The 22,281-nt window shown below is 61.6% G+C and carries 19 protein-coding genes; 7 read left to right on the forward strand and 12 right to left on the reverse strand.

The genetic code is table 11. From position 1 onward, the window contains the following. Nucleotides 1-47 precede the first annotated feature (47 nt). The gene (gene tusA, locus ACI2KS_RS00280; RefSeq protein ID WP_404616408.1) at nucleotides 48-302 is read right to left on the reverse strand and encodes a sulfurtransferase TusA; all 255 of its coding nucleotides are present in this window, start codon (nucleotides 300-302) and stop codon (nucleotides 48-50) included. A gap of 335 nt (nucleotides 303-637) precedes the next feature. Here tusA and ACI2KS_RS00285 point away from each other — a divergent pair, with 335 nt between their 5' ends. Genes ACI2KS_RS00285 through ACI2KS_RS00310 form a run of 6 tightly spaced genes read left to right on the forward strand, consistent with a single transcriptional unit; the run spans nucleotide 638 to nucleotide 6,734 of the window. Next, on the forward strand, nucleotides 638-3,589 hold the full coding sequence (locus ACI2KS_RS00285) for a monovalent cation/H+ antiporter subunit A (RefSeq protein WP_404616409.1): 2,952 nt from the start codon (nucleotides 638-640) through the stop codon (nucleotides 3,587-3,589). Continuing rightward, nucleotides 3,589-3,933: a Na+/H+ antiporter subunit C gene (locus ACI2KS_RS00290; RefSeq protein WP_081568723.1), complete on the forward strand. Its 345-nt coding sequence runs from the start codon at nucleotides 3,589-3,591 to the stop codon at nucleotides 3,931-3,933. The genes ACI2KS_RS00285 and ACI2KS_RS00290 overlap by 1 nt, the downstream gene beginning before the upstream one ends. Further along, the gene (locus ACI2KS_RS00295; protein WP_404616410.1) at nucleotides 3,930-5,609 is read left to right on the forward strand and encodes a monovalent cation/H+ antiporter subunit D; all 1,680 of its coding nucleotides are present in this window, start codon (nucleotides 3,930-3,932) and stop codon (nucleotides 5,607-5,609) included. The genes ACI2KS_RS00290 and ACI2KS_RS00295 overlap by 4 nt, the downstream gene beginning before the upstream one ends. Beyond that, nucleotides 5,606-6,094, forward strand: coding sequence for a Na+/H+ antiporter subunit E (locus tag ACI2KS_RS00300; RefSeq protein ID WP_404616411.1), 489 nt, complete (start codon nucleotides 5,606-5,608; stop codon nucleotides 6,092-6,094). The genes ACI2KS_RS00295 and ACI2KS_RS00300 overlap by 4 nt, the downstream gene beginning before the upstream one ends. Further along, nucleotides 6,091-6,369, forward strand: a complete 279-nt coding sequence (locus tag ACI2KS_RS00305; protein WP_404616412.1) for a K+/H+ antiporter subunit F — start codon at nucleotides 6,091-6,093, stop codon at nucleotides 6,367-6,369. The genes ACI2KS_RS00300 and ACI2KS_RS00305 overlap by 4 nt, the downstream gene beginning before the upstream one ends. Next, nucleotides 6,366-6,734 (forward strand): Na+/H+ antiporter subunit G, encoded by a 369-nt coding sequence (locus ACI2KS_RS00310; protein WP_404616413.1) that lies wholly within the window; start codon nucleotides 6,366-6,368, stop codon nucleotides 6,732-6,734. The genes ACI2KS_RS00305 and ACI2KS_RS00310 overlap by 4 nt, the downstream gene beginning before the upstream one ends. A 44-nt stretch (nucleotides 6,735-6,778) precedes the next feature. Here ACI2KS_RS00310 and ACI2KS_RS00315 read toward each other — a convergent pair whose 3' ends face one another. Beyond that, nucleotides 6,779-7,246, reverse strand: coding sequence for a hypothetical protein (locus ACI2KS_RS00315; protein WP_404616414.1), 468 nt, complete (start codon nucleotides 7,244-7,246; stop codon nucleotides 6,779-6,781). Nucleotides 7,247-7,581: 335 nt separating this feature from the next. On the opposite strand from ACI2KS_RS00315, the gene ACI2KS_RS00320 reads away from it, so the two are divergent. Beyond that, a complete protein-coding gene (locus tag ACI2KS_RS00320) occupies nucleotides 7,582-7,818 on the forward strand; it encodes a DUF2789 domain-containing protein (RefSeq protein WP_404616415.1) in 237 nt (78 codons plus the stop codon). 53 nt (nucleotides 7,819-7,871) lie between these two features. Here ACI2KS_RS00320 and ACI2KS_RS00325 read toward each other — a convergent pair whose 3' ends face one another. The 10 genes from ACI2KS_RS00325 to iolB form a co-directional block, all read right to left on the reverse strand. Next, a complete protein-coding gene (locus ACI2KS_RS00325) occupies nucleotides 7,872-9,338 on the reverse strand; it encodes a T6SS phospholipase effector Tle1-like catalytic domain-containing protein (RefSeq protein WP_404616416.1) in 1,467 nt (488 codons plus the stop codon). A gap of 323 nt (nucleotides 9,339-9,661) precedes the next feature. Then, complete coding sequence (locus ACI2KS_RS00330; protein ID WP_404616417.1) at nucleotides 9,662-11,299, reverse strand: methyl-accepting chemotaxis protein; 1,638 nt, start codon at nucleotides 11,297-11,299, stop codon at nucleotides 9,662-9,664. A 182-nt stretch (nucleotides 11,300-11,481) separates the two neighbouring features. Next, the gene (locus ACI2KS_RS00335) at nucleotides 11,482-11,886 is read right to left on the reverse strand and encodes a TraR/DksA family transcriptional regulator (RefSeq protein WP_404616418.1); all 405 of its coding nucleotides are present in this window, start codon (nucleotides 11,884-11,886) and stop codon (nucleotides 11,482-11,484) included. A gap of 433 nt (nucleotides 11,887-12,319) precedes the next feature. Next, nucleotides 12,320-13,342, reverse strand: coding sequence for an ABC transporter permease (locus ACI2KS_RS00340; protein WP_404616419.1), 1,023 nt, complete (start codon nucleotides 13,340-13,342; stop codon nucleotides 12,320-12,322). Between the two features lie 59 nt (nucleotides 13,343-13,401). Further along, on the reverse strand, nucleotides 13,402-14,970 hold the full coding sequence (locus ACI2KS_RS00345; RefSeq protein WP_404616420.1) for a sugar ABC transporter ATP-binding protein: 1,569 nt from the start codon (nucleotides 14,968-14,970) through the stop codon (nucleotides 13,402-13,404). A gap of 81 nt (nucleotides 14,971-15,051) precedes the next feature. Further along, a complete protein-coding gene (locus tag ACI2KS_RS00350) occupies nucleotides 15,052-15,981 on the reverse strand; it encodes a sugar ABC transporter substrate-binding protein (RefSeq protein WP_404616421.1) in 930 nt (309 codons plus the stop codon). Between the two features lie 597 nt (nucleotides 15,982-16,578). After that, the gene (locus ACI2KS_RS00355) at nucleotides 16,579-17,598 is read right to left on the reverse strand and encodes a Gfo/Idh/MocA family oxidoreductase (protein ID WP_404616422.1); all 1,020 of its coding nucleotides are present in this window, start codon (nucleotides 17,596-17,598) and stop codon (nucleotides 16,579-16,581) included. Between the two features lie 177 nt (nucleotides 17,599-17,775). Beyond that, a complete protein-coding gene (gene iolD / locus ACI2KS_RS00360) occupies nucleotides 17,776-19,707 on the reverse strand; it encodes a 3D-(3,5/4)-trihydroxycyclohexane-1,2-dione acylhydrolase (decyclizing) (protein WP_404616423.1) in 1,932 nt (643 codons plus the stop codon). A gap of 166 nt (nucleotides 19,708-19,873) precedes the next feature. Further along, complete coding sequence (locus ACI2KS_RS00365) at nucleotides 19,874-21,373, reverse strand: CoA-acylating methylmalonate-semialdehyde dehydrogenase (protein WP_404616424.1); 1,500 nt, start codon at nucleotides 21,371-21,373, stop codon at nucleotides 19,874-19,876. Between the two features lie 97 nt (nucleotides 21,374-21,470). Then, the gene (gene iolB / locus ACI2KS_RS00370; RefSeq protein ID WP_404616425.1) at nucleotides 21,471-22,280 is read right to left on the reverse strand and encodes a 5-deoxy-glucuronate isomerase; all 810 of its coding nucleotides are present in this window, start codon (nucleotides 22,278-22,280) and stop codon (nucleotides 21,471-21,473) included. Between the last annotated feature and the right edge of the window lies 1 nt (nucleotide 22,281).

Below are 22,281 nucleotides of genomic sequence, written 5' to 3' on the forward strand. Positions count from 1 at the left end.
CGCGGCGGGACCAGCGCGGTGCAGCGGCGCACCGGGATCGGCGCGACTCAGGCCGGCTTCTTGCGAATCCAGTACAGGTACACGCCATCGGCGGCCTGTCTGCCAACCAGTTCGTGGTCTAGGAAGACGCAGAATTTGGGAATGTCGCGCTCGGTCGAGGGGTCGGTGGCGATGACCTTGAGCAAACCACCGGCAGGCAGGTCACGCACCTTCTGGTGCAGCATCATCACAGGTTCCGGGCAGTTGAGGCCGGTCGCGTCGAGGACGGCATCAACGGCAAGGGTTTCGATGGGATCAGACATGTCGCGCTCCAAAAACTGGCGGGCATTGTCGCCTAAATAGCAACAGGCGCCAATATTATCGGTCCCGAAGCTGACTTCGATACGCCGTTGCACGAGCCCTGTAGCCGTCCGGCTTGGCGGCGGAAACGATCGGGAGGGCGTCACCGCCGGCAAGCCGTGCGGCGACAGCCGCTACCCGGTGATATTTGCCATCACACGCCATCAACCTTCCCCATAACCTGCGGTCAACTACGCTGCTGCTTGAAGCCTTTGTAGGATTCTGCGACATCTTGGCGGTTGGTGATGCACGACCCGGCACGTATGATCCTTGACATTTATTCGCAGATTAGAAGCCTATGTCCCTGATAGTTCTACTGCTTCTGCCTTTCATAGGCAGCTGTCTGGCGGCCCTTTTGCCGCACAACGCCCGCAACAGTGAATCCATTCTGGCTGGCCTGATCGCCCTCATCGGCGCGATACAGGTGGCCTTCTGGTATCCGCAGATCGCGCATGGCGGGGTCATCCGCGAGGAATTTTTCTGGATACCCAGCCTGGGCCTGAACTTCGTCCTGCGCCTGGATGGCTTTGCCTGGCTGTTTTCGATGCTGGTGCTGGGCATTGGCACCCTGGTGTCGCTGTACGCGCGCTACTACATGTCGCCGGCCGACCCGGTGCCGCGCTTCTTCTCCTTTTTCCTGGCGTTCATGGGCGCGATGCTCGGGCTGGTCATGTCCGGCAACCTGATCCAGATCGTGTTCTTCTGGGAGCTGACCAGCGTCTTTTCTTTCCTGCTGATCGGCTACTGGCACCACCGCGCCGACGCCAGACGCGGCGCCTACATGGCGCTGATGGTCACTGGCGCCGGTGGTCTGGCGTTACTGGTCGGGATGATGCTGCTCGGCCATGTGGTCGGCAGTTATGACCTGGACCGGGTGCTGGCTTCGGGCGATGCGATTCGCGCCCACGCCTTGTATCCGGTGTTGCTGACCCTGATTCTGATCGGCGCGCTGAGCAAAAGCGCGCAGTTCCCCTTCCACTTCTGGCTGCCCCACGCCATGGCGGCGCCAACGCCGGTGTCGGCCTATCTGCACTCGGCGACCATGGTCAAGGCCGGCGTGTTCCTGTTGGCGCGGTTCTGGCCAGCGCTATCGGGCAGCGAGCAATGGTTCTGGATCGTCAGCGGTGCCGGGGCATGCACCCTGGTAATCGGCGCCTATTCGGCCATTTTCCAGACCGACCTCAAGGGCCTGCTGGCCTATTCGACCATCAGCCATCTGGGTCTGATCACTCTGTTATTAGGCCTGAACAGCCCGCTGGCGGCCGTCGCGGCGGTGTTCCACATCCTCAACCATGCCACGTTCAAGGCCTCGCTGTTCATGGCCGCCGGGATCATCGACCACGAGAGCGGCACCCGCGACATCCGCAAACTCAGTGGCCTGATCAAGCTGATGCCCTACACCGCCACCCTGGCCATGGTCGCCAGCGCGGCGATGGCAGGCGTTCCGCTGCTCAATGGCTTCCTGTCCAAGGAAATGTTCTTTGCCGAGACCGTATTCATCACCTCCACCGCCTGGGTCGAAGCCGCGCTACCGGTGATCGCCACGGTGGCCGGGACCTTCAGCGTCGCCTACTCGCTGCGTTTCACCGTGGACGTGTTCTTCGGCCCCAGAGCCACCGACCTGCCGCACACCCCCCATGAGCCGCCGCGCTGGATGCGGGTGCCGGTCGAACTGCTGGTGCTGGCTTGCCTGATCGTCGGTATCTTTCCGGCGCTGTCGGTCGGCCCGCTGCTGGCTGCCGCCGCGCAACCGGTGGTCGGCGGCACCCTGCCCGAGTACAGCCTGGCGATCTGGCACGGCTGGAACGCACCGATGATCATGAGCCTGATCGCCATGGCTGCCGGCATCGTCCTTTATCTGTTACTGCGCGCAGGCTTCAAGCGCGAGCGCTTCAACGGGCCGCCACTGATCTGGCGACTCAACGGCAAGCGCCTGTTCGAACGGGTGCTGGTCAGCAAAATGCGTGGCGCACGCGCCCTGGAAGGCCTGCTGACGACCCGCCGCCTGCAAGCGCAGTTGTTCCTGATGGTGTTCGTCGCGCTGATTGCAGGCTTCGTGCCAATGTACGACAGCGGCCTGAGCTTTGGCGACCGCCCGAAGATTCCAGGCTCCGGAGTGTTCGTCATGCTTTGGCTGATCGCCATTGCCTGTGCCCTGGGCGCTGCCTGGCAAGCCAAATACCACCGTCTGGCAGCGGTGACCATGGTCGGCGTCTGCGGCCTGATGACGTGCGTGACGTTCGTCTGGTTCTCGGCGCCGGACCTGGCCCTGACCCAGCTGGCGGTCGAGGTCGTCACCACCGTACTGATCCTGCTGGGGCTGCGCTGGCTGCCACGGCGTAACGAAGATGTCGCGGTGCCTGCGCGCTCGCGCAATCGCGCCAGAGCCCGCCGGGTGCGCGACTTCATCCTCGCGGTGGCGGTCGGCGGCGGCATGGCCCTGTTGTCATACGCCATGCTCACGCGCCCGACGCCGAACGCCATTTCCGAGTTCTACCTCAGCCGGGCACTGGCCCAGGGCGGCGGCACCAACGCGGTCAACGTGATGCTGGTGGATTTTCGCGGCTTCGACACCTTTGGCGAAATCACCGTTCTTGCCGTGGTCGCCCTCACCGTATTCGCCCTGCTGCGGCGTTTCCGCCCGCCCAGGGAAAGCATCGCATCGCCGGCCCAGCAGCGCCTGCTGGCACGCGATGTAGTGACTGACCTGGTCAACCCGCGACATGCCACCGATACCGCCCTGGGCTTCATGATGGTGCCGGCGGTGCTGGTTCGCCTGCTGCTGCCGGTGGCCTTCGTGGTCTCGATGTACCTGTTCATGCGCGGTCACAACCAGCCAGGTGGCGGCTTCGTCGCAGGGCTGGTGATGTCGGTGGCGTTCATCCTGCAGTACATGGTCGCCGGGACTCAGTGGGTCGAGGCCCACATGAGTCTGCGCCCGTTGCGCTGGATGGGCACCGGGCTGTTCTTCGCCCTGGCCACGGGGCTGGGCTCCATGGCCCTGGGTTACCCGTTCATGACCACTCACACGGCGCACCTGCACCTGCCGCTGCTCGGCGAGGTGCACGTGGCCAGCGCGCTGTTCTTTGATATCGGCGTGTACGCCGTGGTGGTCGGATCGACGCTGCTGATCCTCACGGCCCTGGCCCACCAGTCAGTGCGCAGCCATCGCCCGACCTCACTGCCGCAACCGATCGAGCCATTGCCGGGCAGTCCCGCCAGCCCCGCTACTTCACAAGGAGCCATCTGATGGAAGAAGTCATTGCCATTGCCATCGGCGTGCTCGCCGCTTCCGGCGTGTGGCTGATCCTGCGCCCACGGACCTTTCAGGTGGTCATGGGCCTGTGCCTGCTGTCCTATGGCGTCAACCTGTTCATCTTCAGCATGGGCAGCCTGTTCATCGGCAAAGAGCCGATCATCAAGGACGGCGTGCCGCAGGACCTGCTCAACTACACCGACCCGCTGCCACAGGCACTGGTGCTCACGGCGATCGTCATCAGCTTTGCCATGACCGCGCTGTTTCTGGTGGTGCTGCTGGCCTCCCGCGGCCTGACCGGCAACGACCATGTCGACGGTCGGGAGAGCAGTGAATGAGTGTGATGAACCAACTGATCATCGCGCCGATCCTGCTGCCGGTACTGACCGCCGCATTGATGCTCTGGCTGGGTGAAAAACACCGGCCGCTGAAAGCGCGCATCAACCTGTTGTCCACGGCATTGGGGCTGGCCATTGCCGTCACCTTGATGCTCTGGGTGCAGAAGACCGGCACCACGGGCTCCATCGGCGTGTACCTGCCGGGCAATTGGGAGTCGCCGTTCGGCATCGTGCTGGTGATCGATCACCTCTCGGCGCTGATGCTGGTGCTGACCGGTATCGTCGCTTTCTGCGCGCTGCTGTTCGCCCTGGCGCGCTGGGATCGTGCCGGTGCCAGCTTCCATGCGCTGTTCCAGATTCAACTGATGGGCCTGTACGGCGCCTTCCTGACCGCCGATCTGTTCAACCTGTTCGTGTTCTTCGAAGTCCTGCTGGCAGCCTCCTACGGGCTGATGCTGCATGGCTCGGGCCGGGCACGGGTCTCGGCCGGTCTGCATTACATCACCATCAACCTGCTGGCCTCCTCGCTGTTTCTGATTGGCGCGGCGCTGATCTATGGCGTCACCGGCACGCTGAACCTGGCCGATCTGGCGGTCAAGATCCCCCAGGTCCCGCAAGCCGACCTCGGCCTGCTGCATGCGGGGGCGGCGATTCTCGCGGTGGCGTTCCTGGCCAAGGCCGGCATGTGGCCGTTGAACTTCTGGCTGGTGCCGGCCTACTCCGCGGCCAGCGCACCGGTGGCGGCGCTCTTTGCGCTAATGACCAAAGTCGGCGCCTATACCCTGCTTCGGCTGTGGACACTGCTGTTCTCAGGTCAGGCAGGTGCGTCGGCGTTTTTTGGCGGCGACTGGCTGATCTGGGGCGGCATGGCAACGCTGGCCGTGGCGGCCATTTCCATCGTTGCTGCGCAACGCCTGGAGCGCATGGCCAGTCTGAGCATTCTGGTCTCGGCAGGCATCCTGCTGTCGGCCATCGGCTTTGGCCAGCCAAGCCTGACCGCGGGCGCACTGTTCTATCTGGTCAGCTCGACCCTGGCCTTGAGCGCCTTGTTTCTGCTGGCCGAACTGGTGGAGCGTTCTCGGTCCGCCAACGAGATCCCACTGGAAGAGGACGCCGATCAATTGCCCAAGACCATGGAGTCACTGCACCCGGTGCCGGGCACCAACCTGGATGACCAGCAAAAAGCCGTGGTCGGCCAGGTGATTCCCTGGACCATGGCCTTCCTGGGCTTGAGCTTCATTGCCTGTGCGCTGCTGATCATCGGCATGCCACCGTTGTCGGGGTTCCTCGGCAAGCTGACGCTGATCAGCGCCCTGCTCAACCCGTTGGGCCTGGATGTGGCGAAAGACGAAGCCATTCGTGCCGACAGCTGGACGCTGGTGGCGCTGTTGATTCTCTCGGGGCTGGCCTCGCTGTTCGCCTTCGTGCGGGTCGGCATCAAGCGTTTCTGGACGCCGCAGGAGCGTCCGTCTCCCCTGCTGCGCCGCAACGAATGCATCCCCATCGCCCTGCTGCTGTGCGCCTGTATCGTGCTCACATTCAAGGCCCAGGCGCTGCTGCGCTACACCCAGGACACCGCCCAGGCGTTGCATGATCCGCAGCAATACGTGTTGTCGGTGAACGCCGCCCGACCTGTCCCCGGGCCGACCACCAGCGCCGAGGAGCTACAGCCATGACGCGCCTGTTGCCTGCGCCGCTGTTGTCCCTGTCGCTGTGGGCGCTGTGGCTTTTACTCAACCTGTCGCTCAGTGCCGGCAACCTGTTGCTCGGCGCGATGCTGGGCTTGCTCGCGCCGATCATGTTCGCCCCGCTGCGGCCACTGCCCGTGCGCATCGGCAAACCCTGGCTTGCGGTCAGACTGTTCTTTCTAGTCGGGCGCGATGTGCTGGTGTCGAACCTGACAGTGGCCTGGGGCGTGTTGCGCGCCGGTCAGCGAGCACCCCGCTCGGTCTTCATCAAGATCCCGCTGGACCTGCACGATGCCCATGGGCTGGCGGCGCTGGCGATGATCTGCACGGTGATACCCGGTACCGTGTGGTCGGAACTGGCGCTGGACCGCAGCGTGTTGTTGATGCACGTCTTCGATCTGGACGACGAAGCGCAATTCATCGAGCACTTCAAAGGGACTTACGAACGCCCGCTGATGGAGATTTTCCAATGAGCCCGCTGCTTGCCAACGCGATCCTGCTCAGCCTGTCGCTGTTCACCCTGGCGATGATCCTGACCCTGATCCGCCTGTTCAAAGGCCCCTCGGCCCAGGATCGGGTATTGGCGCTGGATTACCTTTACATCCTGGCGATGCTGATGATGCTGGTGCTGGGCGTTCGCTACGCCAGCGACACCTATTTCGAAGCGGCGCTGTTGATTGCCCTGTTCGGCTTCGTCGGCTCATTCGCCCTGGCCAAGTTCCTGCTACGCGGGGAGGTGATCGAATGAATTCTCTGCATGTCCTGCCGTTCTGGGTCGAGGTACTGACCGCCCTCCTGCTGGTGCTGAGCAGCCTGTTCGCGCTGATCGGCGCGCTGGGGCTGTTGCGCATGAAGGACTTTTTCCAGCGTATGCACCCGCCTGCACTGGCCTCGACCCTCGGGGCCTGGTGCGTGGCGCTGGCGTCGATCGTCTATTTCTCGGCCATGAAGGGCGCCCCGGTGCTGCATGCCTGGCTGGTTCCGGTGCTGCTGGCAATCACGGTGCCGGTGACCACGTTACTGCTGGCGCGCACCGGGCTGTTCCGCAAGCGCATGGCCGGCGACGCCAACGTGCCCGCCGAAGTCAGCGAAGGGCGCCATGAGGGTCACTGAATGCACGGCCCCGGATGCAGGCTGGGCGCTCGCCGGCCTGCGGTTTACTCGCTGGCCTTGAACGTCAGTTCGCCCTTGCGCCACTTGGCGGCCTTGGCCGTCGCGCTCTTGAGCACTTTGCTCAAATCCTGCTGAATCTGGTCGTGGGCGGCGAACACCATCACCACGCTGTGCGACTCCTTGAACACAACGCCGTGTCCTTCAGGCACATCGACAAAGGCATATTCGCCCAGGCCATAGACGGTGATCTTGATGTCACGAAACTTGATTTCGAACTTGCCGCCTTCACGACTTGGCAAGACCGCGGCGCGAAAATGATCGCCGACCTTGAGCTCCAGACGAGGCTTGTCATCAACCACCAGCGCGGTCTCGGTGTCGATTTCCGACATGTAGATGCCTTCAGGTGACTGCTCGATGACGTAAACGAAACGTGCCTGGAACTGCTTCACCAACTTCGCGCGCAAATCCCCGAGCACGAATAACGCATGGGTATCCAGATTACTTACTGCCAATGTACAAACTCCCAACCTGATATGAACTCGCCCGGCCGCTGGGCCAGGCAAGGAAAAGACAAGAAAACAGTACGTTCCGGGTGCCGGACATGGGCACAAGCGTGGATTCTACCGGCTCAGAGTCTATACGGGATATATGCCTTTCGTCCGTTATGTGGCGGATTTTGTACGCCGGGGTCATGACTGCCTGTGCCCGCCCGACTGAAGGACCGGCAACGCCAACGCTAACGCCACGCAACTGCCTAGAACTCTTGAGCCTGTGCTGCACTCAGATGCAACACAGGTTTGCTAACCGATAACGCCAACTCGGGTCCTCGACCCGCCAGGGAGACATGATGGAAATCACCACACCGACGCTCGCCACGCTGTTCGAGCAACTGGGGCTCGATTCGGATCAGGCCAGCATTGATGCATTTATCACCGCTCACCCTCTGCCCGACGAGGTGAAGCTATCGGATGCAGATTTCTGGAGCCCGCAACAAAAGAGCTTGCTGAAAGAAGAACTGCATGTGGACGCCGAATGGGCGCCGGTGGTCGACGAGCTCAATGCGGCGTTGCATGAAAAAAAATAATGAACAGCATCACCTGAAACAACAATGGCGGCCCTGAACAGGCCGCCATTTGACTAATGGGGGTATCCCGGCTGGCTCATGTTGGGAAAGCGTTGACGCCCTTCCCGCCCCGGAGCATGTACAAAGAGCCGGTCCACCAGGGTACCGCTGCGACCCAGCGTGCTGTTCCAGTGCGCCGAACAATGGATGTAACGCCGATAGAGCATTTTCAGCTCGTCCGGCGACAGCGCGCTGCCCTCGCCTCGCGCATAAGCCACCAGCTTGACGGCGACCACCCGCAGCTCGGGAGGCAGACTCAGATCCCCTGAATCGCATACTGCAAGAAACGGCGCGCCCTCATCGCAGGCCAGCGCATGCATCACGCGCAGGTAGATGCGCGAAAGATGGCCGAACACCCGCCGCTCCAGCCTCACGCTTGCCACCACGGTCTTCATGGCGTGGCCCCGCTGGCTCATGCGCTCGATGCCTTCGATGCCCATCGAGGCGCTGTCATCCTGAGGGTCTATCCAGCGCTGCGCGTCCAGCTCGAGCATCTCGGCCTGGGTCTGCTGCCATGCGTCAGTGGCGTATGAAGGCGTATCGGCGCTCACCAGGCTTCGTCGGGGTCGGGTCAATGCAACCTTCTCCACAGCTTGCGGGTGATAGCCGCCACCAATGTCCGAGTGGCTGCCCGGAAGCACGATTTCCCGTGTCCAGTGAGGTGCGACGCTGTTCAGGGCGAAGTTGCGACGATACTCATCGGCCGCCACCAGGTGCAGCACTTGCTGCGCACACCCAGGAGGTAAAAACAGATTGACCCGTGAGTTGACCGAATCGCGCACATTACCCAGATCGGAGATGCCTCCCACTGCCGCCACCGTATCGAACAGTCCGATGACCTTGAGCCGCACACAGCCGTTGGCCCAGGAAAACTCCGCAGCCAGGGGCAACTTCTGCGGATCAAGTAACGGGCCGAGTGCGCCTCGGGATTGCTTGAGTACTTCATTGGCCAGATGACGGGCCGATGCGGCGCCGCGACTGAACCCGAACAGATCAAGTTCCAGCGCGGTGATGACGCAGCCCGGATTAAGGCTCTGAAACTTGCCCAGTATGTTACTTATCTTCTTTACGCTTCTGCTTACTTTCGCCAGGACACCGGTATTGCCGCGGCCAAAGCCCTGCCCGGACAAGCGCGAGTCCCGACCGCCAGACGTAGTACCCACGCCGCTGACATAAACCGCCTGGTAAACCTTCAGGCCGCTGCCGTCATTACTGGCCACGGCCTGGTGCCGATAAAGACTGGCCAGTCGAGCGATATTGGTCAGATCGTTGCTGTAACTGCTGGTGGGGTCAGAATGTCGGCCGGCGCATTCCTTGATGTGGGCGCGGTGGTAAACCTGCGCCATCGCTTGGCAATCAGCGCCAATCTGGCTGTTGATCCGGTTATTCCCCGTGCCATCGAAGAAGACGCCGATGCGCACAGTGACGCCCAGTGCACTGGCGGCGCAGCCTGATACTTTATTCAAAGGGAGTGCTGTCATATGTATCACCTGTGAGTCGCGACTTATAGCCTGAATATTTATTTACATATCAGGCCAAACAACTCACAGAATGCTCGCAGCTAGGACTTCGTCAACGGCAAAACTATAACTTCAGAAACTTCCCACCAAAAGATCAGACCTATACGTTTGCAGGCACCTTACTTCCCACAACTCCACGTCCTATTTCCCAAAAGCAACGAAATAATTAAATAACTATTTATCAAGAAAACGATAACTAATTATTACCCATGTTTTTTCCCATGGGCACACAATAGTCCGGGCCTGTTTTCATCCAGGCCCGGTCTAGCACTATTTCCAGGGGCTCATCGGGGTTTATTGCCATCGCTCTGCGGCTTGTAACCAAGTCGCAAACCGCCCCAGTGCCGGCCCTTGACCATGATCGGGACTGACAGATCGTGCATCAGCTCCCCGGTGTCACGCGTATAGGTCTGCAGCAGGACAGGCTGTTGATGGCTGCCGCAGCGAATGCCGGTGCGGTCATCGAATTTGCGCTTGGTGCGGTTGTGCACCGTGTCAATGGCCGGGTCCCCCGTCAGCGCGCGACTGAACGCCTGATTGTGGGTCGGCACATAGCCCTGTTGCGTGCAGGCGATGGCGAACACCAGGCCCTCGTGACGCGCCAGCAGCGGCTCCTGAATCGCCGGAAGCGCCTGATCGGTGTAGCGGTCGAAACGCGTCTGATACTTGACCGGCGAGGTGTTGCCGATTGGCTGGTAAGTGCGGTCGAACAGGTCTTCCAGGCTGACCCGGCGCTGCTCGATATCCTGCTCGAACTTCTGTGCAATCTGGCTGGCGCCCTCGAGCGCCAGGTCGTAGATGCGCTGGTGATAATCATCCAGCCCGACCTGCGCCAGACGCTCGCTGATGGTTTCAGCCTGCCCCTCCATTTGCACCGCAGACTGGGCCAGGCGGCGAGTCTGATCATCGCTGATCGCCAGATCGCTGCGCATCTGTTCCACGGCCACGAACAGGCTGCTCAGTTGCTGCTGATTGGTCTGGGCACCGAGGGCGATTTCACTGACCTGCCCCTCGACTCCGGCCGCCAGTTGCGCGATGTTCGCCAATTGCCGCCCGGTCAGCTCCACTTGCTCCACGCCGCCGTTGAGGTCGCCGGACAACTGGCGAATCTGCTCCACCACCTGGGCGGTCCGCTGCTGAATGTCGGCGACCATCTGCCCGACTTCGCCGGTGGCCGTCGCCGTGCGTCCGGCCAGCCCCCGCACCTCATCAGCGACCACCGCAAAGCCCCGACCATGCTCACCGGCGCGAGCGGCTTCGATGGCCGCGTTGAGCGCCAGCAGATTAGTCTGGCTGGCGATCGATTGAATCACCGCCGTCACCCGTTGAATGTCTTCACTGCGCTGGCTGAGCGCTTCGATCAGTTGCCGGCTGTTGTCGGCGCGTTCGCTGAGCTGGTGCATCAGGGTGATTGATTGGTGGAGCACGGTCAGCCCGGCGTCACTGCTTTGCCGCGCCTGACTGGCTGCGCCCAGGGCTTGCTGGCTGAGCGACGAGGTGGCGCGTTCGGTGGCGATCATCACGTCGGCGCTGCTGACGATCTGGTCGGCGGCATCGACCTGAGATTGCAGCCTGGTCGCCAGCTGCCTGACCGAATACGCCACCGCCGCGGCGGACAACGCGTTATGGCTGGTGCTGCGGGACAGATCGCGGGTCAGCGCGGCGAGCGCATCGTCCTGCCGGTCCAGCGGCAACGGGAGCGCCCGGGAAGTCAGCAGCCGAGGCAACCACAGCGTCAGCAGGCCCAGCGGCAGGCACAGATAGACCGACAAATCGCTCCAAGCCATGGCCAGGAACAGCAGGCACAGCGCAGCACTTTGCAGCAACACGCTCAGCCAACGCGAGGGAGTTGCAGGTGCCAGGGCGTCAGGCGATTGCAGTTGTGCGGGGAGCGTTCCTGTGTAACTTCCTTTAGCAGCCATATCCTGTGACCCACCCTGCTTATCATTATTTTGAAAGCATTAAACGTCAGATAGCGGCCATGCGCCATGCGTCGTTGGTGGTAGTCGGTCGGGTTTATGACAGTCGGTCAGGCGCGTGCGGGGCACAAAGTGCAGACGACAAAAGGCCCGACCGCCTGTACAAGGCGGTCGGGCCCGGTCGATCACGCCTGACGCTGGTGGCGGTCGATCTGTTCGTGGCGTTCCTGGGCTTCGATGCAGTACTTGGTGGTCGGGCTGATCAGCAGACGCTTCAGACCAATAGGCTCACCACTGTCTTCGCACCAGCCAAAGGTGTCTTCGGCGATGCGGCTCAGGGCCATTTCCAGCTGCGGAAGCATGCGCTGATCGCGGTCGATCACGTTGACCAGCCAGTGACGCTCTTCTTCGACGGAAGCTGCGTCAGCGGGATCAGCCGGGGTGTCCAGGCTTTCGATAGCGATACGGCTCTGCTCGATGCGCTCGTGGATTTCCACTTTCATGGCTTGCAGCAGCTCGACGAAGAATGCGTGTTGCTCCGCGTTCATGTAGTCATCGGCCGGCATCGCCAGCAACTTTTCCTTGGTCATTGATTTCTCTATAAAAAAACGTGCATTAAGGCGAATCGAGGGAGCGCCTTGGCCCGATCGTAAAAGCGCCGTAGTCTCCAAGCGCCACCTGGCACTCAATTTACGAGGGGCGGCAGTCTAAGGCCGGTGTTCGTACTCGGCAACATAATTGAACAAGATTCGCTCAACAAGCCGCTGAAACCGCGCTGGCATTGAGTCAAACGGCTGTTTCAACCTGTTTCCGACGCAGTCTTCGCCTGACCCTTTCGCAACCAGGCCCCCCTTGCGCCAGGCGCATGATCTGTAGGAGTGAGCCTGCTCGCGGCGGGCTGGCCAGGCAACGCAAAGGCAAACGGCCTGAAGACGCTGTCTGACCGACTATTGGCCCCTGGGTTCAAACCGCGGGAAAACAAAAAGGGCCTGAAACCAGGCCCTTTCGATATTCATCGAACCCTCAGCGCTTGAGCTTGCGCTTGTTGCGGTATTGGTCGATGACCACCGCGACGACGATGATCAGCCCTTTGATGATGTCTTGTACATAGGCATCGACCCCCACGAAGGTAAAGCCGCTGGCCATGACCCCTAGAATCAGCGCACCGATCACTGTACCGGTGATGCGGCCCACGCCGCCCGCAAGGCTGGTGCCGCCGATGACCGCCGCGGCGATGGCGTCAAGCTCGTAGGACACGCCCATCCCGGCTTGCCCGGTGGCCGCCCGTGCCGAGGCAACCACACCGGCAAGGCCTGCCAGCAGTCCGGCGATGCTGTAGACGATCACCAGATGGCGCTTGACGTTGATTCCGGAGGTACGCGCGGCCTGCATGTTGCCGCCGATGGCATAGGTGTATTTGCCGTACTTGGTGTAACGCAGGGCAATGTGAAAAATCAGCGCCACGACCAGAAAGATGATCACCGGCATCGCGCCCTGACCGATGGCGGTGTAGGAATCGTTGAGCATGCTCACGGGTTGGCCACCGGTGTAGAAGCGTGCCAGGCCGCGGGCGGACACCATCATGCCCAAGGTGGCGATGAATGGCGGAATCCCGGTGATGGCGATGATGCTGCCGTTGATTGCCCCGGCCAACAACCCGACCCCAAGCCCGGCCAGCACGGGAAGCCACACCGGCAGGTCGGTCAGCGACGGGAACACCGCACGCGTATAGTCGGACGACTGTGCAAGGCTGGCCGCGACCATCGCCGACAACGCCAGCACCGAGCCTGAGGACAGATCGATACCGGTGGTGATGATCACCTGGGTCACGCCGATGGCAATCATGCCGATGATCGACACCTGCAGGATCATCAGCACCAGACGCTGGGAATTCATCAGAAAACTCTGGTCGCGCACGACCCAGCCAAACACTTCAAAGATCAGGGCGATGCCGATCAGCACCAGGAAGATGCTCAGTTCCGTCGGCAACCGGCGCTTGTGTTTGCTCGGTACCATAGCCGGCTTGTTTTCCAGTATCGCGTTCATTTTCATACCTGCCTCTTATTCTTGTTTCGACCCTGATCGGGTGTTCGGCAACCGGGCCGTCAGTGGACGGAATGTCCCGATGCCAGATGCATGACCCGCTCCTGAGTCGCGTCAGCGCGGTCCAGGGTGCCCATCATTTCGCCTTCGTGCATGACCATCACCCGGTCGCTCATGCCCAGCACTTCCGGCAGTTCCGAGGAGATCATGATCACCGCCATGCCTTCGCTGGCCAGCAGGGAAATAAGCCGATAGATCTCGGCCTTGGCGCCAACGTCGATGCCGCGCGTCGGCTCATCGAGGATCAGCACCCGCGGATTGGTCATCAGCCAGCGCGCCAGCAAGGCTTTCTGCTGGTTGCCGCCGGACAGGGTGTCAATGCACTGCTCCAGCGACGGCGTCTTGACCCGCAGCTTCTTGCACATGTCTTCACACAAGGCGCGCAAGGCCTTCTGATGCACGAAGCCGTTGCCGACGTAATGCGGCAGCACCGCCATTTCCATGTTTTCCAACACCGACAGGCAAGGGAACAGGCCGCTGAGCTTGCGATCTTCGGTGAGCAGGGCAAAACCCTTCTCGATGGCGAAATGCGGGTCGGTGACCTTGATCGGCGCGCCGTCCAGGAAGATTTCACCGCCGGTACAGGGGGTGATGCCGAAAATCGTCTCGGCGATGTTGGTGCGGCCCGAGCCCATGAGCCCGGCGATACCTAGCACTTCACCGGCATGCAGGTCGAAGGAAACCCCCTCGAATACGCCGCTTAACGACAGATCACGCACCGACAGCATCAGCTCGCCGATCGGCTTGTCGCGCTGCGGAAACAACTGGTTCAGTTCACGACCGACCATCATCGAGATCAGGCTGTCGCCGTCCATGCTGTCGGCGCGCTGCAGGCCGATATAAGCGCCGTCGCGAAACACTGCCACTTCGTCGGCGATGGCGAACACTTCATTCATCTTGTGGGTGATGTAGATAATGCCCTTACCCTGCGAGCGCAGGTCGGCAATGATCGAAAACAGATGAGCGACCTCCTTCTCGGTGATGGCCGACGTCGGCTCATCCATGATCAACACGTCGGAGTCGTAGGAAACCGCCTTGGCAATCTCGACCATCTGCCGCTCGGCGATGCTCAAGTTGCCGACATGCTCCTCAGGGTCCAGGTTGATGCGCAGACGTTCCAGCAGTTCGGCGGTGCAGCGATGCATGGCGCGGTGATCGACCATGTGCAGGCCGTTGAGCTGCTCACGACCGATCCAGATGTTCTCGGCGATGGTCATGTGCGGCATCAGGTTGAGTTCCTGGTGAATCATCGCGATGCCCGATTGCAGCGCCGCCAGCGGTGTGTCGAACACCACCGGCTTGCCGCGCAGACGTATCTCGCCGGTGTCGGGCTGGTAGATGCCTGCGATGATCTTCATCAGGGTGGACTTGCCGGCGCCGTTTTCGCCCATCAACGCCAGCACGCTGCCGGGACGCACGCGCAGTTCCACATTGTCCAGCGCCACCACGCCAGGAAAACCTTTGCTGATATTGGTGATTTCCAGCAGATAAGGATGCTCGGCAGCGTTTGCCGCAAGATCGGGCAGCGCCTCGGTGTTGGCAGGGGTCGAAGCAGTAGCTGAAGCGAACATGGTCACAGGCTCCTCAAGTGACGGCGGAGCAGAGGCGCGTTGGCCGACCTCTGCGTCCTGTCAGTTGTCGTGATGTGAACGTTATTTGAAGGTGCTGACGTTGTCCGGGGTGATCAGGCGAAACGGAATCACGATCGCCTGTTCAGGCAGGGTTTGCTTTTTCGCCATTTTCACCGCAGCGTCGATCGAACCCTCGCCCTGGCCTTTGGCGTCCTGGAATACCGAGACCGTGAGCTCGCCCTTCTTCACCGCGCTCAAGCCGTCCGGGGTACCGTCGACGCCTGCGACCAGCACATCGCCCTGCTTCTTACCGGCCTGTTTCAAAGCCATGGCCGCACCGATGGCCATTTCGTCATTGTTGGACACCACCGCACTGAAGTCGCGGCCCTGGGTCAGCCAGTTGTTGGTAATGTCCATGCCTTTCTGCCGTCCCCAGGCGCCTTCCTGTTCTTCGGCGACCTTGATGCCGGGGTATTTCTTCAGCGTGTCCTTGACCCCTTCGGTGCGGTCGCGGGTCGAGTTGTTCGACAGCTCACCGAGCAGAATCACGATGGTGCCCTTGCCATCCATCTTCTTGGCCAGGTACTCCATCTGCATGCGCCCCGCTTCCTTGTCATCGGAGGTTACCGAGGCAACCCCTGCCGGCAGTTTCGGATCATCCGGGCGGCGGTTGACGTAGACCAGGGGAATGCCCGCTGCGATGGCCGCTTTGGTGATGCCGGCCGTGGCGGCGGTATCCACCGGATTGACGATCAGCGCGTCGACCTTTTTACCAATCAACTCCTGTACCTGATCGAGCTGTTTGTTCACATCGTTACGACCGTCGACGAACTGCAGATCGACGCCGCCCATGGCGCTGGCTTTCTTGCCCATGTCTTCGCGCATGTAGGTCAGGTAGGTGTCATCGAACTGCGACATGGCCACGCCGATCTTCAGGTCGGCGGCCAGGACCGCGCCGCTGCTGAGCATCAGGGCCAGTGCCAGGGAGGTAAAACGGAGCTTGGTATTCATGAACGGTCTTTCTCCAAATTCTTGTTGTTGTAGTGAATTGGCTAACGACTGCTGGTGTTTACAGAGCTGCTGGTTGATCCACGGGTGTTTGCTGAGCTGAAAAATGCGGATTGGAAAAGTGCGCAACCGACGCTCCCGCCGAACCGCAGACCATGACCCCGTGGCTTTGCACGCACAACACGTGGGCGACGGTTTCCAGGGCTCGGTCCAGGGCAGTGGCGGTCAGGGGTTTAAGGCGCGAGGCAACGCAAGAGGGGGCGAGAAGAGAAGCTAACGCGGATCGGCAAGCCTGGGCGGCATGTTTGAAAATGTTCATCGACGGTACCTGTCTACTATGGCTTTCTTGTTTTTGTGTCGTTCGTCCCGCCTGTTGTCGAAAGCTGCGACAGCAGGCCCGGACGTCGATAGTCGGCAACCTGGAAATGACTCTATTGGAAAATAATTTCTACTTCAACCGATTTTAGAATTTATTTCTATTTTTCATTTCTGTTTTTGACCCAGACGTTCAAAGGCGAGCGGAACGCAGGAATTGCGGCCCAGATATGCCTACTGTAGGGGCCGGCTTGCTGGCTCGCAGAGGATGCCAGTGGGTGTCAGTTACAACGCCACCACCCTGCCCTCCAGTGCACTGACCCGCGCCGCATCCAGCACGTTGGCCGATGCCACGGCATCCCTGGCGTCCACCGGATTGCGGCCTTTGCTGACCACCGCTTCCTGCAACTGGCGATAGAACTCCGGCCAGCAGCCGCGCTCAGACGGCACCCGCTCGCGGTGCTCGCCCTGTTCGAACCAGCCCCAGCGCCGGTGCTCTTCGACGCCCCAGCGCTCGCCTTCGGATTTGGGCGAAAGCCCTTTGAGCGCTGCATCCTCCTGCCCGTCCAGGCCATCAACGGTATAGCAGCCCTGCGCACCATTGACGCGAAAACGTGGGCCCTGGGCGTTTTGCAGGCAGTTGCCCCACAGGTGCGAGGTCACGCCGCTGGTATGAATCAACGAAACGAAGAAGCCGTGATCGACCTTCTTGTCAGGGCTTGCGAACTCGAGCTCGGCGTACACCCGCTTGACCGGTCCGAACAGCACCAGTGCCTGATCCACCAGATGGCTGCCCAGATCACGCAGAATCCCGCCCCCGCTTTCCTTGCCAACCGAGGAGGGCGAATAGCGCTCGACCCGCGATTCGAAGCGGGTGATCTGGCCAAGCACGCCCTGCTCGATCAGCTTGCGCACCGTGAGGAAATCCGAATCCCAGCGTCGGTTCTGGTACACGCTCAGCAATACGCCACGGCGTTCGGCGGCGTCCACCAGTTCCTGCGCCTGCCTGGCATCAGCGGCGAACGGCTTGTCGCTGACTACCGCCACGCCCAGTTCGATGGCTTCCAGGATCAATGCGCGACGCGAGGCCAGCGGGGTGGAGATCACCACGGCATCGACACCGGCGGCGACCATCTCGGCCAGGCTGTCGAACGCCGCGACCCTGGGGTAATCGTTGCTCAAATCCTGACGCCGCTCGGCAGAGCGCGTCACCACCCCGGCAAAGGTAGCGCCGTTCATGCTGGCCAGCAGCGGCGCATGAAAGTAGCGCCCGCCCTTGCCGTAGCCGATGAGTCCGATTTTCATGAGGTTCTCCTGTGAAAAATCCTGTGGTGCCTGGCGCCACGGGACGATCTATCTGTGCAGAAAGAATGCGGTCCCCTGTAGGAGTGAGCTTGCTCGCGATAGCCATCCGCCGGACGCATCCCGGTATCTGACATACCGTAATCGCGAGCAAGCTCACGCCTGCAAGGTTTGCAGTGATCAATATGTGCGGGCCTTGGCCAGCATCGCTTTCTGCTGCTCATACGCCTGGGCGGTGCCGCCGGCGGTAGACACTCCAGCCAGACCCACGCGCCACCACGACAGGTAGCCATGGATCATGGTCTTGGGCAGGACCTTGATGTCGATCAGGGTCGAGACCGTCTGCCTGCGCGCGTCCGTCAATGCCGCTTGCAGCGCCTCGACGGTGCTGACCTTATAGGTCTTGCAACCATAGGCCGCCGCGCTCATGGCGAAATCCACCGGCACCAGGTCGCCGTCCAGCCGTCCGCTCTCGGGATTGCGGAAACGGAATTCGGTGCCGAAGCTGCCCATGCCGTTGCCCATCTGCAGGTTATTGATGCAGCCGAAGGCCATGTTATCCAGCAGCACCACGTTGATCTTGCGCCGCTCCTGAATCGAGGTTGCCAGCTCCGAGTGCAGCATCATGTACGAACCGTCGCCGACCAGGGCGTAGACCTCGCGCTCGGGCGCTGCCAGCTTCGCCCCCAGCGCCGCGTTGACCTCATAGCCCATGCACGAGTAGCCGTACTCGACGTGATAACTGTCGACGCTGGTACTGCGCCACGCCCGTTGCAAATCGCCTGGCAGGCTGCCGGCGGCGGCGACGATCACCGCATCGCTGGGCAACTGCTGATTGAGCACGCCCAGCACCCGACTCTGGGTCAGGCAGGAGCCGGTCATCTCGATGAAATCGCGCAGCACCTGTGGGTCCAGATGACCGCTGACCTCCGGTTCGAAATCCTCGGTCTGGTAGTCGACGGCGTACAGCCGATCCACCTCGGCATCCAGCGCCGCTCGTGCCTGCTTCGGCGCCTGGCCCCACTGGCTGCGATATTCCCCCAGCCCCTCGCTGAGCGACTGCAACGCCAGTTGCGCATCGGCCAGCACCTGCACGCCATCGAGCTTCTGCACATCGAAGGCGCCGACGTTGAGGTTGAGGAACTGCACCTCCGGGTTCTGAAACAGCGATTTGGAACCGGTGGTGAAGTCGCTGTAGCGGGTGCCGACGCCGATGATCAGGTCGGCCTCGCGGGCCAAAGTGTTGGCGGCCAACGAACCGGTCTCACCAATGCCGCCCATGTTCAACGGATGCGCCGAAACAATCGCGCTCTTGCCGGCCTGGGTTTCGCTGAAAGGGATATCAAAGCGTTCGGCAAAGGCTTGCAGCTGCGCGGCTGCGCCGGAATAACGCACCCCGCCGCCGCAGATCAGCAACGGTTTGCGCTTGCCCTTGAGCAGCGCCAGAGCGTCCTTGAGCATGGCCTGGGTGGGCGGCCGACGGTCGATGCGGTGCACGCGCTTTTGCAGGAATGAATCGGGGTAATCGTAGGCCTCGCCCTGTACATCCTGGGGCAGTGCCAGGGTCACCGCACCGGTTTCGGCGGGGTCGGTGAGCACGCGCATGGCATTGAGCGCCGCGCTCATCAATTGCTCGGGGCGGTTGATACGGTCCCAGTATTTGCTGACGGCCTTGAACGCATCGTTGGTGCTGATGCTCAGGTCGTGGAACTGCTCGATCTGCTGCAATACCGGATCAGGCTGACGGCTGGCGTAGACGTCACCCGGCAGCAGCAACAGCGGAATACGGTTGGCCGAGGCGGTGGCGGCGGCGGTGATCATGTTCGCCGCACCCGGCCCGACCGAGGAGGTGCAGGCGTAGATCTTGCGCCGCAGGTGCTGCTTGGCAAAACCCATGGCCGCGTGGCACATGCCCTGTTCGTTGCGGCCCTGATGCACGATCAGCTCGCCACTGTCCTGCTCCAGCGCCTGCCCCAGGCCCAGCACGTTGCCGTGGCCAAAAATAGTGAACACCCCGGCGACGAACTTGCTCTGCACGCCGTCGACTTCGACGTACTGGTTATCGAGAAACTTCACCAGGGCCTGGGCCATGGTCAATCGTGTCGTGGTCATGCTTGCACCTGGCTCTTGTAGGTGAGGACGCATAGTAGGGATCGGCATTTTTTGTAGGAGTGAGCTTGCTCGCGATGACGACGGTACATCCGGCGCCTTTCTATCGCCTGGTCATCCTCAATCGCGAGCAAGCTCACGCCTACAGGTTGGGCTGCGGCGCCAGTTCCTATTTCGCCGTCGGCATACTGAACTCCGCGCCCTTGACGATGCTGTCCGGCCAGCGCTGCATCACGCTCTTGTAACGGCTGTAAAACCGCAGGCCTTCTTCGCCATAGGCATGGTGGTCGCCGAACAGCGAACGCTTCCAGCCGCCGAACGAATGCCAGGCCATCGGCACCGGGATCGGCACGTTGATGCCGACCATGCCGACCTTGATGTTGCGGGCAAAGGCACGAGCGATGCCGCCATCGCTGGTGAAGCACGACACGCCGTTGCCGAACTCATGGGCGTTGATCAGCTCAACCGCGGTGGAGAAATCGGGCACATGCACGATACCCAGCACCGGGCCGAAGATTTCTTCCTTATAGATAGTCATCTGGGGCGTGACCTCATCGAACAACGTGGCGCCGACGAAGAACCCGCGCTCGGCACCCGGCACCGTGAAGTTGCGGCCATCGACGATCAGCTTCGCGCCCTCTTTCACGCCCTGATCGATATAACCCTCGACCTTGGCCTTGTGCACGGCGGTGACCAGCGGGCCCATGTCCGAGTCGGCATTCATGCCGTTGCCGACCTTGAGCGAATCGATGCGCGGCAGCAGCTTGTCGATCAGTTTCTGGCCGACATCGCCCACCACCACGGCGATGGAGATCGCCATGCAGCGCTCACCCGCCGAACCGTAGGCCGCACCGATCAAGGCGTCGGCGGCTTGATCGAGGTCGGCATCGGGCATCACGATCATGTGATTCTTCGCCCCGCCGAGCGCCTGCACCCGCTTGCCGTGTGCGGTGCCCTGCTGATGGATGTATTCGGCAATCGGCGTCGAACCGACAAAGGAAATCGCCTCGATGCCTTTGTGTTGCAGCAACGCATCGACAGCCACCTTGTCGCCCTGCACCACGTTGAAGACGCCGTCGGGCAGACCCGCCTGCTTGAGCAGACGCGCCATCAGCAGGCTGGCCGAAGGGTCACGCTCGGACGGTTTGAGAATGAAGCAGTTACCGGTCACCAGCGCCATGGGAATCATCCACAGCGGCACCATGACCGGGAAATTGAACGGGGTCACGCCTGCGCAGACGCCCAGCGGTTGACGCAGGTTCCAGTTGTCGATGCCGCCGCCGATGTTGTCGCTGAAATCGCTTTTCAACAGGCTCGGTGCGCCACAGGCGAATTCGACGATTTCGATCCCGCGCACCACTTCGCCCCTGGCATCGGAGAACACCTTGCCGTGTTCGCGGCAAATGATCTCGGCCAGTTCATCGTGGTGCTGATCGAGCAGTTCCTTGAACTTGAACATCACCCGCGCACGACGCAGCGACGACTGATCGGCCCATGCCGGGAACGCGGCCTGGGCAGCGGCGACGGCCTCATCGACAGTCGTAGGTTCGGCCAGCGCGACACGCGCCTGCACCGCGCCGGTGGCCGGGTTGAACACATCACTGAAACGCTCGCTGGCGTCGTGCCGCTGGCCATTGATGAAGTGGCCGATAATCGGGGCGTTGCTCATTGCAGAACTCCTTGCGAAATAGTTGTGCGTCCGTAGCAGCACGGCTTGCCGGCGGCAGCGGTGGGCGTAGGCCGACATGGTGTGTCAGCGCCGGGATTCACAGATCCATCAACCATTGATGCTGCGGATCGTTGTGAAATTGCCAGGCGCGTTTGGGGCCGGCCATCACGTTCAGGTAATAGGATTCGTACCCGTAGGGCACGCTGACCGGGTGGTAACCCTTGGGCACCGTCACCAGATCGTTGTTTTCCACGGCCATGGCCTGATCGATGCTGCGATCGTCGGTGTAGACCCGCTGAAAAACGAAGCCCTGGGGCGGATTGACCTGATGGTAATAGGTCTCCTCCAGAAAGCTTTCATGAGGCAAGTCGTCCTTGTCGTGCTTGTGCGGCGGGTAGCTGGAGGAATGCCCCGAAGGCGTTCGCACCTCGACCACCAGCAGCGAATGAGCAGGTTCAGTGTCCGGCAGAATGTCGCAAACATAGCGGGTGTTGGCCGCCTTACCGCGCACACTGCGCTTCATGCTCTGGGGCTCGATCAGGCGGGCCGGCAAATTCCCGGCCCGATTGCCCGGCGCGGCACAGACCGCGATTTGCACCGCGCTCAAAGCGACGACCTGAGCCTGGCTGCCCGGCGGCAGATACACGGCAAAGGGTGATTTGTCTTCGAATACCGACTGCCGATCACCGATGTTTTCCCAGTTGAAACTGCCCTGCCCCGGCGCCTCGCCGCTGACGCTGACCCGGCCGCTGAGCAGCACCAGGCACAGCTCCTTGTCCCCGGCGTTGACCGGCAGGCGCTCGCCAACCGTCAAGCGATGCGCGGAAAACCCGACGTACTCCAGCACGCCTTCGCCCAGGGCCACGACATCGCGGCCCTGGGCCTTGCTTTTGACCAGCAGATTCATG

The organism is Pseudomonas sp. NPDC087358 (assembly GCF_044900785.1).
Taxonomy (GTDB): Bacteria; Pseudomonadota; Gammaproteobacteria; order Pseudomonadales; family Pseudomonadaceae; genus Aquipseudomonas.